General features: G+C 72.2%; 14 protein-coding genes, 1 pseudogene and 1 riboswitch. Of the genes and pseudogenes, 4 read left to right on the forward strand and 11 right to left on the reverse strand.

Features of this window, described 5'->3' with window-relative positions:
* Positions 1–93: 93 nt before the first annotated feature.
* Complete coding sequence (locus ABD198_RS19415) at positions 94–672, reverse strand: 2'-5' RNA ligase family protein (protein WP_344003292.1); 579 nt, start codon at positions 670–672, stop codon at positions 94–96.
* Between the two features lie 104 nt (positions 673–776).
* Entirely contained in the window at positions 777–1787 is a 1011-nt protein-coding gene (gene trpS, locus ABD198_RS19420) for a tryptophan--tRNA ligase (RefSeq protein ID WP_344003295.1), read from the reverse strand.
* A 196-nt stretch (positions 1788–1983) separates the two neighbouring features.
* Between trpS and ABD198_RS19425 the strand changes: the two genes are divergently transcribed.
* The 3 genes from ABD198_RS19425 (at position 1984) to ABD198_RS19435 (ending at position 4357) form a co-directional block, all read left to right on the forward strand.
* Complete coding sequence (locus ABD198_RS19425; protein ID WP_344003298.1) at positions 1984–2556, forward strand: RNA polymerase sigma factor; 573 nt, start codon at positions 1984–1986, stop codon at positions 2554–2556.
* Positions 2549–3481: a hypothetical protein gene (locus ABD198_RS19430; RefSeq protein WP_344003301.1), complete on the forward strand. Its 933-nt coding sequence runs from the start codon at positions 2549–2551 to the stop codon at positions 3479–3481. Before ABD198_RS19425 ends, ABD198_RS19430 begins: the two co-directional genes overlap by 8 nt.
* 141 nt (positions 3482–3622) lie before the next feature.
* A complete protein-coding gene (locus tag ABD198_RS19435; RefSeq protein ID WP_344003304.1) occupies positions 3623–4357 on the forward strand; it encodes a hypothetical protein in 735 nt (244 codons plus the stop codon).
* A gap of 63 nt (positions 4358–4420) precedes the next feature.
* On the opposite strand, the gene ABD198_RS19440 is transcribed toward ABD198_RS19435, so the two are convergent.
* The 4 genes and pseudogenes from ABD198_RS19440 to ABD198_RS19455 all read right to left on the reverse strand — a co-directional run.
* Entirely contained in the window at positions 4421–5875 is a 1455-nt protein-coding gene (locus ABD198_RS19440; protein WP_344003307.1) for a glycine hydroxymethyltransferase, read from the reverse strand.
* Positions 5876–5907: 32 nt separating this feature from the next.
* A riboswitch (ZMP/ZTP riboswitch) is annotated at positions 5908–5997 on the reverse strand.
* 216 nt (positions 5998–6213) lie between these two features.
* Positions 6214–7398 (reverse strand): glutathionylspermidine synthase family protein, encoded by a 1185-nt coding sequence (locus tag ABD198_RS19445; protein WP_344003310.1) that lies wholly within the window; start codon positions 7396–7398, stop codon positions 6214–6216.
* A gap of 60 nt (positions 7399–7458) precedes the next feature.
* Entirely contained in the window at positions 7459–7809 is a 351-nt protein-coding gene (locus ABD198_RS19450; protein WP_344003313.1) for a hypothetical protein, read from the reverse strand.
* A gap of 377 nt (positions 7810–8186) precedes the next feature.
* Positions 8187–8666 (reverse strand): annotated as a pseudogene (locus tag ABD198_RS19455) (PLP-dependent aminotransferase family protein); the annotation flags it as partial.
* Positions 8667–8738: 72 nt separating this feature from the next.
* Here ABD198_RS19455 and ABD198_RS19460 point away from each other — a divergent pair.
* Positions 8739–9149: a carboxymuconolactone decarboxylase family protein gene (locus tag ABD198_RS19460; protein WP_425580510.1), complete on the forward strand. Its 411-nt coding sequence runs from the start codon at positions 8739–8741 to the stop codon at positions 9147–9149.
* 341 nt (positions 9150–9490) lie between these two features.
* Here ABD198_RS19460 and ABD198_RS19470 read toward each other — a convergent pair whose 3' ends face one another.
* From ABD198_RS19470 to ABD198_RS19490, 5 genes are all read right to left on the reverse strand, one after another.
* Positions 9491–10372, reverse strand: a complete 882-nt coding sequence (locus ABD198_RS19470; protein WP_344003393.1) for an ABC transporter substrate-binding protein — start codon at positions 10370–10372, stop codon at positions 9491–9493.
* A 157-nt stretch (positions 10373–10529) separates the two neighbouring features.
* A complete protein-coding gene (locus ABD198_RS19475) occupies positions 10530–12479 on the reverse strand; it encodes an ABC transporter permease (RefSeq protein ID WP_344003316.1) in 1950 nt (649 codons plus the stop codon).
* Positions 12479–13651: a quaternary amine ABC transporter ATP-binding protein gene (locus tag ABD198_RS19480; RefSeq protein WP_344003319.1), complete on the reverse strand. Its 1173-nt coding sequence runs from the start codon at positions 13649–13651 to the stop codon at positions 12479–12481. The genes ABD198_RS19475 and ABD198_RS19480 overlap by 1 nt, the downstream gene beginning before the upstream one ends.
* Positions 13651–15180 carry a GMC family oxidoreductase gene (locus ABD198_RS19485; RefSeq protein ID WP_344003322.1) on the reverse strand — a complete coding sequence of 510 codons (1530 nt, stop codon included), beginning with the start codon at positions 15178–15180 and terminating at the stop codon, positions 13651–13653. The genes ABD198_RS19480 and ABD198_RS19485 overlap by 1 nt, the downstream gene beginning before the upstream one ends.
* A gap of 622 nt (positions 15181–15802) precedes the next feature.
* A complete protein-coding gene (locus ABD198_RS19490) occupies positions 15803–17323 on the reverse strand; it encodes an aldehyde dehydrogenase family protein (protein ID WP_344003325.1) in 1521 nt (506 codons plus the stop codon).
* Between the last annotated feature and the right edge of the window lie 116 nt (positions 17324–17439).

Here is a 17439-nt window from a genome sequence, read left to right on the forward strand (position 1 = left end):
GTGGCGGTGAACGTCAGCACGTGGCGGTGAACGTCAGCACGTGGCGGTGAACGTCAGCACGTGGCGGTGAACGTCAGCACGTGGCGGTGAACGTCAGCGCGCGGAGACCGAGCCGCGGTCGGCGGGGCCGCCCTGCGGCGGTACGACCGACGACCCGAAGGTGAACTCGCGCAGCTTCCGCCACACCCCGTCCGCTCCCTGCTCGTAGAGCGCGAAGCCGGTGCAGGGCCACTCGGCCTCGTAGTCGGCGAGCTCCTCGAAGGCGCGGTCCATCGCCGCCTCCTCGATGCCGTGCGCCACCGTGACATGCGGGTGGTACGGGAACGGCAGCTCCCGCGCGACGGGGCCGGAGGCGTCCCGGACCTGCTTCTGCAGCCAGGTGCACGCCTCGGCGCCCTCGACGACCTGCACGAACACGACGGGCGACAGGGGGCGGAAGGTGCCGGTGCCGCGCAGCCGCATGGGGAACGGGCGGCCGTTCGAGGCGACCTCGCTCAGATGGGCCTCGATGGCGGGCAGGTCGTCGGTCTCCACTCCCGTCGGCGGGAGCAGGGTGACATGCGTGGGGATGCCGTGAGCCGCGGCGTCGCCGAAGCCCGCGCGCAGCTGCTGGATCTGGCTGCCGTGAGGCTCCGGGACCGCGATCGACACACCGATCGTTACGGTCCCCACGTCGTCTCCTGTCGTTTTGTCGGACACCCGGTTATCGACTGTACGGCCACGCCGGCTGCGCGGGCAGGCGCAGCCGACGTGATATGCGGCTCGTGAGCGCCCGCTCAGTGCTTGGCGGGCAGGAATCCCACCCGGTCGTACGCCTGGGCGAGGGTCTCCGCGGCGACGGCACGGGCCTTCTCCGCGCCCTTGGCCAGGATCGAATCGAGCGTCTCGGGGTCGTCGAGGTACTGCTGGGTGCGCTCCTTGAACGGGGTCACGAACTCGACCATGACCTCGGCGAGGTCCGTCTTCAGCGCACCGTAGCCCTTGCCGGCGTACTTCTCCTCCAGTTCGGCGATACCCGTACCCGTGAGGGTCGAATAGATGGTGAGGAGATTGCTCACACCGGGCTTGTTCTCGGTGTCGTAGCGGATCACCGTGTCGGTGTCGGTGACCGCGCTCTTGATCTTCTTCGCGGTGGTCTTCGGCTCGTCGAGCAGGTTGATGAGGCCCTTCGGCGTGGACGCCGACTTGCTCATCTTGATCGTCGGATCCTGAAGGTCGTAGATCTTCGCCGTCTCCTCGAGGATGTACGGCTTCGGGACGGTGAAGGTCTGGCCGAACCGCCCGTTGAAACGCTCGGCGAGGTCACGGGTGAGCTCGATGTGCTGGCGCTGGTCCTCGCCGACCGGCACCTCGTTCGCCTGGTACAGCAGGATGTCGGCGACCTGCAGGATCGGGTAGGTGAACAGGCCGACGCTGGCCCGGTCAGCGCCCTGTTTGGCGGACTTGTCCTTGAACTGGGTCATGCGGCTGGCCTCGCCGAAGCCGGTGAGGCAGTTCATGACCCAGGCGAGCTGGGCGTGCTCGGGGACGTGGCTCTGGACGAACAGCGTGCAGCGCTCGGGGTCGAGTCCCGCGGCCAGCAGCTGGGCGGCGGCCAGGCGGGTGTTGGCGCGCAGGTCCTCGGGGTCCTGCGGCAGGGTGATCGCGTGCAGGTCGACGACCATGTAGAACGCGTCGTGGGTCTCCTGCAGCGCCACCCACTGGCGGACGGCGCCGAGGTAGTTGCCGAGGTGGAACGAGCCCGCGGTGGGCTGGATTCCGGAGAGCACGCGAGGACGTTGCTGCATGGCGGAGCCATTCCCCTGAGGGTTGTGGGAGACGGGCGGGCGATCAGAGGCCATGCCCCCCATTCTCGCAGGTCCCGCACAGCGGTCCGGAACCGACCGGAAACAGATCTGCTGTGAGTGGGAACCGATCCGGGTCCGGCGGTGTAACAAGAGCGTGAGGACGCGGGAGGGGGGCCGCATCGTCGATGAGGCCGCGGTGATCGCTCGCGTACGCGCCGGGGAGCCGGAGGCGTACGCGGAGCTGGTGCGCGCGCACACGGGCATCGCGCTCAGGGCGGCCGCCGCGCTGGGAGCGGGGGCGGACGCGGAGGACGTGGTGCAGCAGGCGTTCGTCAAGGCGTACTGCGCGCTGGGCCGGTTCCGGGACGGCATGGCGTTCCGGCCGTGGCTGCTGTCGATCGTGGCCAACGAGACCAGGAACACGGTGCGCGCGGCGGCGCGCAGATGCAGGCTCGCCGACCGTGAGGCGGCGTTCGCGGCGGCCGAGCCGGTGATACCGGAGTCGGCGGATCCGGCGGTGGCGACGCTCGAGACGGAGCGGCGCGGCGCGCTGGTGGCCGCCCTGGAGAAGCTGAGCGAGGAGCACCGGCTGGTCGTCACCTACCGCTATCTGCTGGAGATGGACGAGAAGGAGACGGCCCAGGCCCTGGGCTGGGCCCGGGGCACGGTGAAGTCCCGGCTGAACCGTGCCCTGCGCAAGCTGGAGCGCCTGCTGCCGGACTTCCGTCCCCGGGAGCACGCACGGGAGGGGGGTGAGGAGCGTGAGTGAGCCGTACGACGGCGGTGCCGAGGAGCGGCGGCGGGCGGAGGCGGCCCGGCTGCGGGAGGAGCTGCGGGCCCTCGGGCGATCGCTGGACGGACCCGATCCGGCGGCCGGGGCCGAGACGATGGTCGAGCGGGTACTGGGCCGGATACTGGCCGAGAACCTGCGGGTCGCCGAGGAGCCGAGTCGTCCGGAGCGGGCGCGGGAGCGACTGCGTGCCGTGCGCCGCTGGTCCCGGCTGCACCGGCGGCGGCTGGTCGCCGTGCTGTGCGGGCTGCTGACGGTGCTCGCGCTGACACCCCCGGTGCGGGCGGCGGTGGCGGACTGGTTCGGCTTCGGCGGGGTCGAGGTGCGCCACGACCCGTCGGCGGCGCCGCCCTCGGACGCTCCTGTGCCGGGGTGCGGACCGCCTGTGGTCTCGCTCGGGGAGGCGCGGCGCCGGGCCGGCTTCGAGCCCCTGGTCCCGAAGGAGCTGGGCTCCCCGGACGCGGTCACGGTGAGCCGGCTGCCGTACGGGCGGTTCCTGGTGAGCCTGTGCTGGAGCGAGCGGGGGCGCACGATCCGGCTGGACGAGTTCCCGGCCCAGCTGGACTTCACCTTCGCCAAGACGGTGCGTGAGCAGCCGGTGTGGCTGTCGCTGAACGAAGACAACCCGGACGGCCCCCGCGGCCCGGACGGCGACGACGGCGACGGTTCCTTCCACCCCGCACTGTGGTTCGCGCGGCCGCACGCGCTGGAGTTCTGGCTGGTGGACCCGGACGGCCGGCGCTTCACCCGCGAGGAACGCACGGCGGGCCCGACCCTGCTGTGGACCCACGGCGGCGGAGCGTTCGAACCCGGCGCCGCCGGACCGGAGACGGTGACGCTGCGGCTGGAGGGCGTGGCCGCGCAGGGGCGTGCACTGGAGATCGCGAGGTCGGTGGGGCGGTGAACCGGCCGCCGAGGGATCGGCAGACACGGCGGAAAAGTTGCCCTGGGAGTGGAACCTCGGCGGGGTGGGCGGTGTACCAGAAGTGACAGGCGGCTCGCGGGGCGTGCCGCACGGGGAGCGACCGGCCGAGTGGGGGTTCGGATGCGCTGGTGGAAGGACAGGGTGCGAGGGCTGGCGGCGGGCGCGGCGGCGCTGGTCGCGGCACTGGCCCAGATGGTGTGGGGAGCGGCGCCCGCCACGGCCGGTGGGCCGACGAGCGTGCTGCTGGTCTCCCCCGAGAGCGAGCAGACGGCCGCGCTGTACTACTCCGACAAGGGGTACGCCGCCCTGGAGCGGCTGCTGGGCCCGCTCGGGCAGGGCACCCGCGACAAGCCTCCGGAGGCCGATCTGGTCTCCTCACGGCTGATCAATGTCAGCTGGATGGTGCACGACGTGGACCCCTGGCGCATCGACCGGGTCTATGTGATGGCCGAGGGCAAGGCCGTGTGGATCCACACCGCGGGGAAGCTCACGGGGGCGCCCACCGGGGCCTGGCATCGCGCGGAGCACCCGTCCGAGCTGCGGGCACTGCTGAAGAGCCTCGGCCTGATGGGCGAGAAGGCGAGCACCGGCTCCGGGTCCGCCGTCTACCCCGCGCCCTGGGAGACGGCGGCGACGCCCACCCCCGCCGAGGAGGCTCCGGATCAGGGCCGGGAAGAGGCAGCGGCCTCCGCCGCCCGGTCGGCGGGTGACGGCACCGGCTGGTGGTGGGCCATACCGGGAGCGGCGGCCGGAGTGGCCCTGGGCCTGGTGGTGCGCCCCCGGATGGACCGGCTGCCCTCGATACGCAGGCGCCGGGAGCCGCCGGAGCCGCGGCAGGAGCTGCTGGATCTGTGAGACACCGCCGCGCGTCGGCCCGGGCACGGGGCCGGACCGCCGCGCGGCGAGCCGCGGCGGGCGTCAGCCGAGGTCGATCTCCGGGTACAGCGGGAAGCCGGCCACCAGGTCGGTGGCGCGGCGGGAGATCTCGTCGGCGATCTTCGGGTCGAGGACGTGGGAGGCCTTGGACGGGGCGCCGGACTTGGTGGTGCCGGGCTCGGTGGCGGTGAGCACGCGGTCGATGAGTCCGGCCACCTCGTCCATCTCGGCGGTGCCCAGGCCGCGCGTGGTCAGCGCGGGGGTGCCGATGCGGATGCCGGAGGTGTACCAGGCGCCGTTGGGGTCGGCGGGGATGGCGTTGCGGTTGGTGACGATGCCCGAGTCCAGCAGGGCGGCCTCCGCCTGGCGGCCGGTGAGGCCGTAGGAGGTGGCGACGTCGATCAGGTTGAGGTGGTTGTCGGTGCCGCCGGTGACCAGGGTGGCGCCGCGGCGCATCAGGCCCTCGGCGAGGGCGCGCGAGTTGTCGACGATGCGCTGGGCGTAGTCCTGGAAGGAGGGCTGCCGGGCCTCGGCGAGGGCGACCGCCTTGGCCGCCATGACGTGCGGGAGCGGGCCGCCGAGGACCATCGGGCAGCCTCGGTCGACCTGGTCCTTGAGGGAGTCGTCGCACAGCACCATGCCGCCGCGCGGGCCGCGCAGGGACTTGTGGGTGGTGGTGGTGACGATCTGGGCGTGCGGCACCGGGTCGAAGTCACCGGTGAGGACCTTGCCGGCGACCAGGCCCGCGAAGTGGGCCATGTCGACCATGAGCGTGGCGCCGACCTCGTCGGCGATCTCCCGCATGATCCGGAAGTTCACCAGACGGGGGTAGGCGGAGTAGCCGGCGACGATGATCAGCGGCTTGAACTCGCGGGCCTGGGCGCGCAGCGCCTCGTAGTCGATCAGGCCGGTGGCCGGGTCGGTGCCGTAGGAGCGCTGGTCGAACATCTTGCCGGAGATGTTCGGGCGGAAGCCGTGGGTGAGGTGGCCGCCGGCGTCCAGGGACATGCCGAGCATGCGCTGGTTGCCGAAGGCCTGGCGCAGCTCGGCCCAGTCGGCCTCGGAGAGGTCGTTGATCTGGCGGACGCCGGTCTTCTCCAGGAACGGCGCCTCGACGCGGTCGGCGAGGACGGCCCAGAAGGCGACGAGGTTGGCGTCGATCCCGGAGTGCGGCTGGACATAGGCGTGGCGGGCGCCGAAGAGTTCGCGGGCGTGCTCGGCGGCGAGCGCCTCGACGGTGTCCACGTTGCGGCAGCCGGCGTAGAAGCGGCGGCCGATGGTGCCCTCGGCGTACTTGTCGCTGAACCAGTTGCCCATCGCCAGCAGGGTGGCCGGGGAGGCGTAGTTCTCGGAGGCGATCAGCTTGAGCATCTCGCGCTGGTCGGAGACCTCCTGGCCGATGGCGTCGGCGACGCGCGGCTCCACGGCGCGGATGACATCGAGGGCTGCGCGGTAGGCGGTGGACTCGCGGGAGAGGGGCGCGGACGTGTCGGACATCAGGACCTCCGGACGTGGACATTCGGCGTACACGGTTCGGCCCAGGCGCACGGCACACATTCCCGTACGGGCCGCTCCCCGATGGTCGGTCCCATCCCAGCGCGCCAGTCACGGCCCACGGTCAGCCTACCGGGTGCACCCTGTGCTTCCAGGAGAGCGTCCGCCATGCGGGCGCGATGTCCCAGTGGGCGGCACGCGCCGGGCGGCGGGCCGGCCTGCGGGGCACGGGCGTACGGACCGGCATCGGCGCGCTCGGGCTCGAGGACCGTCATGCGGCGCGTTCGGGCTCGCGCACCGGCCGGCGGGCACGAGGCTCGCGGGCCGAGCGGACAGGGGGCTCAGAGGATCACGTGGGGCAGGAAGCGGGCGTACTCGTCGGTCACCAGGCCCGAGGACTCGCGGATGCCGAGTCCGGCGGCCTCGTTCTCCACCACCCAGGCGCCCAGCACCACATGGTTGCCGTCGAAGGCGGGGAGGGGCGCCAGTTGCTGGTAGCAGCAGGGTTCGTCGCGGATCACGGGGTCGGCGCCGGGCTCGTGGACGGTGACGCCGGCGCCCTCCCGGCCGAGGAGGGGCTTGGCGACGTAGCCGGCGGTGCGGGCCAGGTCGCGCGGGCCGTCGAGGTAGGCCGGGAGGAGGTTGGGGTGGCCGGGGTGGAGCTCCCAGAGAACGGCGAGCAGGGCCTTGTTGCTGAGCAGCATCTTCCAGGCCGGTTCTATCCACAGGGTGCTGCCGGTGCCGCCGCCGTTGTCGAGGGTGTCCAGGACGTGACCGGCGAAGCGGTCGGTGGTGAGCCACTCCCAGGGGTAGAGCTTGAAGATGCTGCGGATGAAGCGCAGCCGGGTGTCCACGAAGCGTCCGGAGAGCCGGTCCCAGCCGATCTCCTCCATGGAGATCCACTGGGTCTGAAGCCCCGCCTGCTCCGCGGTCTCCTTGAGATAGGCGACCGTCATCAGGTCCTCGCCCAGCTCGTCGGCCTCGGAGTTGGCGAAGTACAGCACGCTGCCCGGCGGGAGCAGGGCGGACTGCTTCTTCCAGGCGTCGACGAGGCGTTCGTGCAGGGAGTTCCACTGGTCGGCGCCGGGGAAGCGCTCCTCCATCCAGAACCACTGCGGGGACGCCGCCTCCACCAGCGAGGTGGGCGTGTCGGCGTTGTACTCCAGGAGCTTGGCCGGTCCGGTGCCGTCGTAGCGGAGGTCGAAGCGGCCGTAGACGGAGGGGAGTTCGGCGCGCCGGCGCCAGGACTCGGCGACCGCGGCGGCCACCCGCGGGTCGGTGATGCCGAGGTCGGCGAAGCGGTCGGCGGTGACGATGTGCTCGGCGGCGGCGAGGCACATGCGGTGCAGTTCCTCGACCGTCTCCTCCAGCGCCTCCACCTCCTTCAGGCTGAAGACGTAGTAGGCGCTCTCGTCCCAGTACGGGCGCAGGGAGCCGTCCGGGTAGCGGGTGAGCGGGTAGATCAGCCCCTGCTCCTCGACGGTCTGCTGCCAGCCGGGGCGGGGCTCTATGGTGCGGCGTTCCATGGGTGGCCTTCGGTCGGCGTCGGCGGGCAGGGGCGGCGGGCCGGCGGGGGCGGGCGCCGCTCAGCCGCCGCCGCTGCCGGAGCCGGAGCAGCCGAAGCCGCCGCGCTCGACGGCCTCGCTGCGGCTGAAGGTTCCGTTGTCGGCGTAGCCGTTGCTGACGTCGGCGTCGTAGTACCAGTCGGCGTCCATGCGCTTGCCGCCGGTCTTGCGGTTCTTGCCGTAGGAGGACGTGCCGGAGGACGTGCAGTTCTTGTCGGCGACGATCTTGTAGCCGTTGATGAAGTCGTAGCTGTCGCGGTCCACGCAGCGGCGGTCCGGGTCCGAGCCGCAGGCGGACAGGGCCGCCGCGAGGACACCCATGCTGCCGAGCACCACCGTGCTGGAGCGCAGCCGCCTCGGTGTGTCTGCCATGTTCTTCACTCCCCCGTGTACGGCCGGTGGCGGCCGGCTGTCCGTACGCCGACTCGCCCCGGACAGCCTAGAGATGGGCCCGACGGGGTGGCGAGAGGCCCCCTCACCTGCGCCTCGACCTACTGTCCTTATGTGATCTTTGGCATGGTGTGCGCCCCTTGGTTCGGCGGTCTGCTACGGCACGGCGACGGTGCTCCAGGCCATCGCCGCACGCACGGCGGCGGCCACCCACCCGAGCAGCGATGTGGTGCTGCTGCGGGCGCTGCGGCACTGGCGCTATCTGCTCGGGCTGGCGCAGCGTCAGCACAGACGTCAGGGCAGTGCCTGGCGGACTTCAGGCAACGCCTGGCAGATGGCAGGGCAACGCCTGGCAGATGTCAGGGCAGTGCCCTGCAGAGGGCCTCCAGGGTGGCCGACCAGGCGTGGTCGGGCGGGGTGGCGTAGCCGACGACCAGGGCGTCCGGGGAGGTGACCTCGGCGGCGGGGTGCCGGTAGCGGCTGAGGCCGTGAACGGTCAGGCCCTGCCAGGTGGCCGCCTGCACCACCGGCTGCTCGGTGCCGGGCGGCAGCCGCAGCACGGCGTGCAGGCCGGCCGCGATGCCGGTGACCCGGACGTCGGGGGCGCGGGCGGCCAGCGCCGCCACCAGGGCGTCGCGGCGGCGCCGGTAGCACAGGCGGGCGGAGCGGACATGCCGGTCGTAGGCACCGGAGGTGAGGAACTCCGCCAGGGTGAGCTGCTCCACCACGCTCACCGAGCGGCCGCCGCCGTGGTCGAGGACGTCCGGCAGGAGGGCGGGCGGGACCATCATCCAGCCCAGGCGCAGACCGGGGGCCAGGGCCTTGCTGGCGGTGCCCAGGCCGAGAGCTACGCCCCCGAGCAGCCCCCGCGCCTCGACTGGGCCGCCCTCGCCCCCGACTTCTTCAAGGCGATGGTCCGGCTGGACGCGGCGGCCCGCAAGGGCCTCGACCCGCGGCTGCTGGAGCTGGTGAAGGTCCGCGCCTCGCAGATCAACCAGTGCGCCCTCTGCCTGGACATGCACAGCAAGGACGCCCTGGCGGCCGGCGAGAGCGTGGAGCGGATCATCCAGCTGAGCGCCTGGAGGGAGTCCCCGCACTGCTACACGGAGCGGGAGCTGGCGGCCCTGGCGCTGACCGAGGCGGTCACCGTCCTCACCGACGGCTTCGTGCCCGACGAGGTCTACGAGCACGCCGCCCAGCACTTCCAGGAGGCCGAGCTGGCGCAGCTGATCGCCGCGATCACGGTGATCAACGCCTGGAACCGCTTCGGGGTGACCTGCCGCCGCACACCGGGCCACTACCAGCCGGGGCAGCACGCATGACCGCACCCAACTGGCCCATCTGGTCGCCCTGATCACCGTGATCAACAGCTGGAACCGGCTGATGGTCAGCCGCCGGATCCCGCCCGGGAGCACTCGGTGGTGAGCGCCGGGGAGAACGCGGTCATGAGCAGGGCCGAGGGCCTGCCGTTTGGATCAGCCCGCAGACGCGGGGTCCGGCACGCACATCTGCGGCGTTGTCGTCGGTTGCCGATGCTCCGCATCGGCGCCCTCCTCCGCCTTGCAGCTGCACACTGCGCGCACCAGACCCCGCTCACCGGTGCTGACAAGGCGCCGGCGATTCCCGCAGGCTGATCCAAACGAAAGGCCCTACGTCCCCGGGGTCAGGGCAGCCACGTGCGCCAGGTGGACTCGTGGCTGTCCACCCACTTCTTCGCCGCCTGACGCGGGGTCAGCTTCTGGTCGGCGATCATCAGGGCGACCTCGTTCTGGTCCTCGGTCGTCCACTTGAACTTCTTCAGGAAGTCCGCCGCCTTCCCGCCCTTCTTCGCGAAGTCCGCGTTGAGGTACTTCTGCAGCGGGGTGTGCGGGTAGGCGCAGGCGACCTTCGCCGGGTCGGCGTCGCAGCCCTCCTTGTAAGGAGGCAGCTTCACCTCCGTCATGGGCACCTGCTCGGAGAGCCACTGGGGGGTGTACCAGTAGGTCAGGAAGGGCTTCTTCTGGTTGGCGAACTGCTTGATCTGGGTGATCTGCGCCGCCTCGGAGCCGGCGAAGACCACCTTGTAGTCCAGCTTCAGGTTCTTCACCAGCGCCTTGTCGTTGGTGACGTAGGACGGTGAGCCGTCCAGCAACTGGCCCTTGCCGCCGCTCTCCGGGGTGCGGAACTTGTCGGCGTACTTGTTGAGGTTCTTCCAGTCGGTGACGTCCGGGTGCTGCTCGGCGAAGTACGTCGGGACGAACCAGCCGATGTGCCCGGTGACGCCGAGGTCGCCGCCGCGGACGATGGTCTTCTTGTCCTCGACGTAGCGCTGCTCCTGGTCGGGGTGGCCCCAGTCCTCCAGGATGGCGTCGACCCGGCCCTGGCTGAGCGCGTCCCAGGCGGGCACCTCGTCGACCTGCACGGTGTCGACGCGGTAGCCGAGTTCGTGCTCCAGCAGGTACTGGGCGACGGCGACATTGGCCTGCGCGCCGACCCAGGACTGCACGGACAGGGTGACCGTCCGGGCGCCCTGGGCGTTGGCGAACGGCGACGCCTGCTTGGTCATGTCGGCGGCGCCGCAGCCGGTCAGCGTCAGCAGCAGCAGCGCGGACGCACCGGCCGCCACGGAGTTCGGACGCGTCCTGCCCGTACGGGTCCGGGGCTTGCGCGTCCGGAGCGGGCCCGTACCGGCCCGGGACATCCGGGGCATACGGAGTCGCATGTCACGCTCCCTTCTTGGCGCGGCGTTCGGTGGGCTGGGTCACCCGGTCGAGCATCAGCCCCAGGCAGACGATCGCGGCCCCGGCCACCAGGCCGGTCGCCAGGTCGCCCTGGGCGAGGCCGAAGACGACGTCGTAGCCGAGCGCTCCGCCGCCGACCAGGCCGCCGATGATGACGACGGCGAGGACCAGCACCACGCCCTGGTTCACGGCGAGCAGCAGCGCCGGGCGGGCCAGCGGCAGCTGGACCTGGCGCAGTTGCTGGCCGCTGGTCGCGCCGAGCGAGCGGGCCGACTCCAGCGCGGCCGGGTCGACCCGGCGCAGCCCCTGGGCGGTGATGCGCACCACGGCGGGCAGCGCGTAGACGATGGCGGCGGCCACCGCCGGGGCGCGCCCGACCCCGAAGAGGGCGACGACCGGGATCAGATACACGAACTGCGGCATCGTCTGGAACACGTCCAGGACCGGGCGCAGCATCCGCTCGACGCGGTCGCTGCGGGCCGCGGCGATACCGGTCGCGAAGCCGATGACCAGGGTGACGGCGACGGCGGCGAGGACCTGGGAGAGCGTGTCGAGGGACTGGTCCCACACGCCGAGCACACCGATCGCGGCCATGGCGAGCACGGCGGTCAGCGCGGTGCGCCAGGTGCCGATGAGCCAGGCCGGCGCCGCGACGGCGAGCAGCACCGACCACCACGGCAGCCACTGCAGCCCGTCGCGCAGCGGATCCAGCACCCAGGTGGTGAAGCGGCCCGCCCAGTCGGCGGTGCCGCCGACCACGGGCACGCCCGTGTACAGGTGGGCGGTCATCCAGTCGACCGCCCGGTTGACGGGATCGGCGATGCCGACGACCCAGTTCGTGGGCCATTCCAGCCGGCCCGCGAGCCGCCCGGCGACGGCGACCACGGCCGCGGCGGCCAGCGCCGCCAGCCACAGCGCACGGGAGTTGCGGGCGGGCTCCTGCCCGAGGCGGGCGCCGGCCGCGCCGGTCACCCGGTCCAGCACCACGGCGAGCAGCACGATCGGCACCCCGGCCGCGAGCGCGGCGCCCACGTCGACCGAGGCGAGCGCCTGGTAGACGCGGTCGCCGAGGCCGCCGGCGCCGATGACGGAGGCGATCACGGCCATGGACAGCGCCATCATGATCGTCTGGTTGAGCCCGAGCAGGAGTTCCTTGCGGGCGAGCGGGATGCGGGCGGTCAGCAGGCGCTGGCGTGCGGTGGAGCCGAGCGACTCGACCGCCTCCAGCACCTCCTTGTCGGCGCCGCGCAGCCCGAGCGAGGTCAGCCGGGCCATCGGCGGCGCGGCGTAGATGACGGTGGCCAGCACGGCCGCCGGGACGCCGATGCCGAAGACCAGCACCACGGGGAGCAGATAGGCGAAGGCCGGCAGCACCTGCATGGTGTCCAGGACCGGGCGCAGCAGCCGGTCCATCCGGTCGGACAGCCCCGCGGCCAGGCCCAGCAGCGCACCGACGAGGACGGACACCGCCACCGCCACGACCATCAGCGCGAGCGTCTGCATCGTCGGCACCCACATGCCGAGCAGGCCGCAGACGAGGAACGCCACCGCGGTGCCCAGCGCCAGCCGGATGCCGGCGACCCGCCAGGCGACCAGTGCGGCCACGGCCGTCACCCCCGCCCAGCCGACGGCGAGGAGGGCGAGGTAGACGGCGCGGACGGCGATGACGACGACGTTGCTGACGTGGCCGAGGAAGTAGAGGAAGAGGGGGTGGGAGTCCCGGTTGTCGATGATCCAGTCGCTGGCGTCGGCGAGCGGCCCGGAGACGTCGACGGTGAGCGCCTCCGGCCAGGCACCACTGGAGAAGCGGGTCACCGCCAGCGGCACCAGGACGGCGGCGAGGACGGCGAGCGCGAGCAGCTTGCGCACGGCGGCGTTGGCCAGGATGCCCGGCGGGGAGCTCTTCTGTGCGGTCGCGGTGATCGTCGCCATCACACCGGCTCCTCGCTCGCAGCACCGGACCCGGCGGCTGCGTCATCCGCCGCGACCGCGGCGGGTGCGGCCGCCGTGCCCGCCACCACGGCCAGCAGCGCGGGCGCGTCGACCACGCCCAGGCAGCGGCCCTGGTCCATCACCCGGGCCGGTCCGCCCGCACGGGCCACCGCCTCGATGGCCTCGGCCACGGTGGCGTCCGGGCGCACCGCCGGGCCGTTCCCCGCCTCCTCCGCCGAGTCGGCGGGGCGCATGGCCCGGCGGGCCGTGATGACCTGCTCGCGCGGGACGTCGCGGACGAACGCGCGGACGTAGTCGTCGGCGGGCGAGCCCACGATCTCCTCGGGCGTGCCGAGCTGCACGACCCGGCCGTCCCGCATCAGGGCGATGCGGTCGCCCAGCTTCAGGGCCTCCTGGAGGTCATGGGTGATGAAGACCATGGTGCGGCCCTCCTCGCGGTGCAGCCGGATCACCTCCTCCTGCATGTCCCGCCGGATCAGCGGGTCGAGCGCGCTGAACGGCTCGTCGAACAGCAGGACCTCGGGGTCGACGGCCAGGGCGCGGGCCAGGCCGACGCGCTGGCGCTGACCGCCGGACAGCTGGGCGGGTCTGCGCTGCTCCATGCCCTCCAGCCCGACCTTGGCCACGACCTCGGCGGCTCTGGCGCGCCGCTCGGTCCTGCCGACGCCCTGGATCTCCAGGCCGTAGGCCACGTTGTCCAGGACGGTGCGGTGCGGCAGCAGCCCGAAGTGCTGGAAGACCATGGCGGCGCGGTGCCGGCGCAGCTCGCGCAGCCGGGCCTTGTCCATGGCGCGCACGTCCTCGCCGTCGATGACGATGGTGCCGGCGGTCGGCTCGATGAGCCGGGTCAGACAGCGGACCAGGGTGGACTTGCCGGAGCCGGACAGGCCCATGACGACGAAGACCTCGCCCTTGCGGACGTCGAAGGAGACGTCCCGGACGGCGGCCGTGCAGCCGGTGCGGGAGCGCAGTTCGGCCTGGCCGAGCGCGGTCAGCTCGGGGTCGCCGGGTATCCGGTCGGCCTTCGGCCCGAAGACCTTCCACAGTCCCTCGACGGAGAACACGGGGACGGTGACCTCGGCGTTTCCGGTGTCGCCCGCGTTCTTGATGTTCTTCGGACCGTTGCTCGCGGTCGGTGCGGCGGTACCCATCAGGCGTCACCACCGATCAGATCGGCGGCGCGTTCTCCGACCATGAGCACGCCGATCATCGGGTTCACGGCGGTCATGGTCGGGAAGACGGAGGCGTCGGCGATGCGGATGCCCTCCAGGCCGCGGATGCGCAGCTCGGGGTCGACGACGGCGAGTTCGTCGGTGGCGGCGCCCATCTTGCAGGTGCCCGCCGGGTGGTAGACGGTGTGGGCGACCTTGCGGGCGTACTCGCTGAGCTCCTCGTCACCGGTGATGTGCGGGCCGGGCGCCACCTCACGCTTCAGCCAGCCGGCCAGCGGCTCGGTCCTGGCGATCTCACGGGCGATGCGGATGCCGTCGACCAGCGTGCGGCCGTCGTAGTCGTCCTCGTCGGTGAAGTACCGGAAGTCCAGCGCGGGCTTGACCTCGGGGTCGGCGCTGGTCAGGTAGAGCCGGCCGCGGCTCTTCGGCTTGGGGATGTTCGGGGTCATGGAGACGCCGAACTCGGGCCGCTGGTAGCCCAGTCGCTCCGGGTTGTCGGTGAACGGGATCTGGTAGAAGTGGAACATCAGGTCCGGGCCCGCGTGCTCGGGGTCGCGGCGCACGAACAGACCGGCGTCGGAGTCCATCGCGGAGTTCTCCGGGATGGGTCCGTGCGTCTCCCAGACGATCACCGACTCGGGGTGGTCGAGCAGGTTCTCACCGACGCCGGGCAGGTCGTGCACCACGGGGATGCCAAGGGCCTCCAGGTCCCCCCGCGGCCCGATGCCCGAGTGCAGCAGCAGCCGGGGCGAGTCGACGGCACCGGCGCACACCACCACCTCGTTGCGGGCGCGCACGAGGATCTCCTCGCCCTCCTTGGTGCGCACATGGACGCCCTCGGCGCGGGTGCCGTTCAACTGGAGCTTGTACGCCCAGGTCTCCAGCATGATCGTGAGGTTGGCCCGCTCGTCCATGACCGGGTGCAGATACGCCACCGAGGCCGAGGAACGCTGGTTGTTCTCCGGGTGGTAGGCCAGGTCGAAGAAGCCGACGCCCTCGTTGAACGGCTTCTTGTTGAAGCCCTCGATGCGCGGCACGCCGAGCGCGGCCTGCGCGGCGTCCACGAAGTCACGGGCGATGGCGTTCCGGTCCTTCTCGTCGACCGGGACGATGTTGTTCTTCAGGCGGGCGTAGTACGCCTCCATCTGCACCGCGCCCCAGCCGTGCGCGCCGGCCTGCTCCCACTCGTCCCAGTCGGACGGCAGCGGCTTGAACGCGATGAGCGTGTTGTGGGAGGAACAGCCGCCGAGGACGCGGGCGCGGCTGTGCCGGATGTGCGAGTTGCCGCGCGGCTGCTCGGTGGTCGGGTAGTCGTAGTCCAGCTCGCCACCGAGCAGGCCCATCCACCGGCGCAGCGTCAGCACGTCGTCCCGGCCGACGTCACTGGGTCCGCCCTCGATGACGGCGACCGTGACGTCCGGGTTCTCGGTGAGCCGGGAGGCGATCACCGAACCTGCGGTGCCGCCGCCGACGACGACGTAGTCGAACTCCCGCGTGTGCTCGGGCATGAACGGTTCTCCTTCGGGGACTTGGAAATCCGGATGGATACCTGGGTTGACTGGGTTGGCTGGTCGGGGCTGGTCGTGTGACAGATACGCAGGCCGCGGCAGGGGCGCCGCGTGCCGCCGCCGGCGATACGGCGCTAGGGATCCGTCAACGGCCTGCCCCTCGCCGGGTGTTCACCGGACGAACGGCCTACGGGAAAGGGGCCGCGACGCAGCGGCATCCGCGGCGCGGCGCTCACCACGACCACCGGTCCGCGACACGGGACAGCGGCACGGCGTCCGCCGCAGCAAGCGCGCATCGCCGCGGACCGTTCCGGCACGCGCGATCGCCTCCTCGCGCGGCCCGCGACCCGGGCGGCGCCGGCCCGGGATCGCCGGCGCTCGCCGGGAGCCCACGGGACTCGGACTCACCGGGCTCGAGCTCACCGGACGCGAGGTCACCGGACGCGAGGTCACGGGGCTGAAGGTCACCGGACTCGCGGTCCCGGGCCGCGCACCGCCGGCGCCGCACGCCCGGCACTTCCCCGGCGCTCCGTGCCGACCGCACGCCCGGCACTTCCCCGGCGCTCCGTGCCGACCGCACGCCCGGCACTTCCCCGGCGCTCCGTGCCCCGGCCCTCGCCGCTCAGCCCGCGAACCAGCGCACCGGCTTGGGAGCCAGGTTCTGGTACACATGCTTGGTCTCGCGGTACTCGGCGAGCCCGGCCGGGCCCAGCTCGCGGCCCACGCCGCTCTTGCCAAAGCCGCCCCACTCCGCCTGCGGGAGGTAGGGGTGGAAGTCGTTGATCCACACCGTGCCGTGCCGCAGCCGCCCGGCCACGCGCCGGGCGCGGCCCGGGTCGCTGGTCCACACCGCGCCGGCCAGCCCGTACTCGGTGTCGTTGGCGAGCGCGACCGCCTCGTCCTCGGTGCGGAACGTCTCGACGGTGAGGACCGGTCCGAAGACCTCCTCCCGCACCACCCGCATCTCACGGTGGCAGCGGTCCAGCACGGTCGGCTCGTAGAAGTACCCGCTCGCGGGGCGTTCGGCGGACGGCTCGGGACGCTTGCCGCCGGTGCGCAGCACCGCGCCCTCGGACAGCGCGGAGGCCACGTAGTCCTCCACCTTGGCGCGCTGCTGCTCGGAGACCAGCGGCCCGCACTCGACACCCTCCTCGGTGCCGCGGCCGAGCCTGATCTTCTCGGCCCGCCGGGCGAGTTCGGCGACGAAGCGCTCGCGCACCGACTCCTCGACGATCAGCCGCGAGCCCGCCGAGCACACCTGGCCGCTGTGGATGAACGCGGCGTTGAGGGCCTGGTCGACGGCGGTGTCGAAGCCCTCCTCGGTGGCGCAGGCGTCGGCGAAGACGACATTGGGGTTCTTGCCGCCCAGTTCGAGGGCGACCTTCTTCACGGTCGGCGCGGCCGCCTGGGCGACCTTGACGCCGCTGACCAGCCCGCCGGTGAAGGAGACCAGATCGACGTCGGGGTGCTCGGCGAGCCGCGCGCCGACGGTGTGACCCGGTCCGGTGACGATGTTGGCGACGCCGGCCGGCAGTCCCGCCTCGATCAGCAGGTCGATGAGCGCGACGGTCGTCAGCGGGGTGATCTCACTGGGCTTGATGACGAAGGTGTTGCCCGCGGCCAGCGCCGGAGCGATCTTCCAACTGGCCTGGAGCAGCGGGTAGTTCCAGGGCGTGATCATCGCGCAGACGCCGACCGGCTCGTGCACGACGACGCTGTGGATGTCGCTCGACCCCGCGTCGACGACCCGGCCGGGCGCCTCCGCCGCGATCAGGTCGGCGAAGTAGCGGAAGGCGTCGGCGACACAGTCGATGTCGATGCGCCCCTCTTCGACGGTCTTGCCGGCGTCCCGGCTCTCCAGCAGGCCCAGCTCCTCCCGGTCCCGCACGAGGAGATCGGCGACGCGGCGCAGCAGCGCGGCCCGCTCGGCGGCGGGCGTGTGCGGCCACGGCCCCTCGTCGAAGGCGCGCCGCGCGGCGGCCACCGCCACATCGGTGTCCTTCTCGTCACCCTCCGCGACCACGGCGAACGGCTGCGCGTCCGCGGGGTCGAGGATCTCGCGGGTGGCCCCCGAGACAGCCGCTCGCCACTCGCCCCCCGCATGGATGGTGTCGCGCGCCTGGAGTTGGGTACTGTCCGCCATGATCGGTTACTGCCTTCCGTTCCTGTTCAGCGCCCGTGGAACACACAGGTGTTCACCTACGGGACCGGGTGCTTCTGCCCCCCGGCCCGGAATGCATGCGCAATTGACGCCGAACG

The organism is Streptomyces thermocarboxydovorans (assembly GCF_039524635.1).
GTDB classification, from domain to species: Bacteria; Actinomycetota; Actinomycetes; order Streptomycetales; family Streptomycetaceae; genus Streptomyces; species Streptomyces thermocarboxydovorans.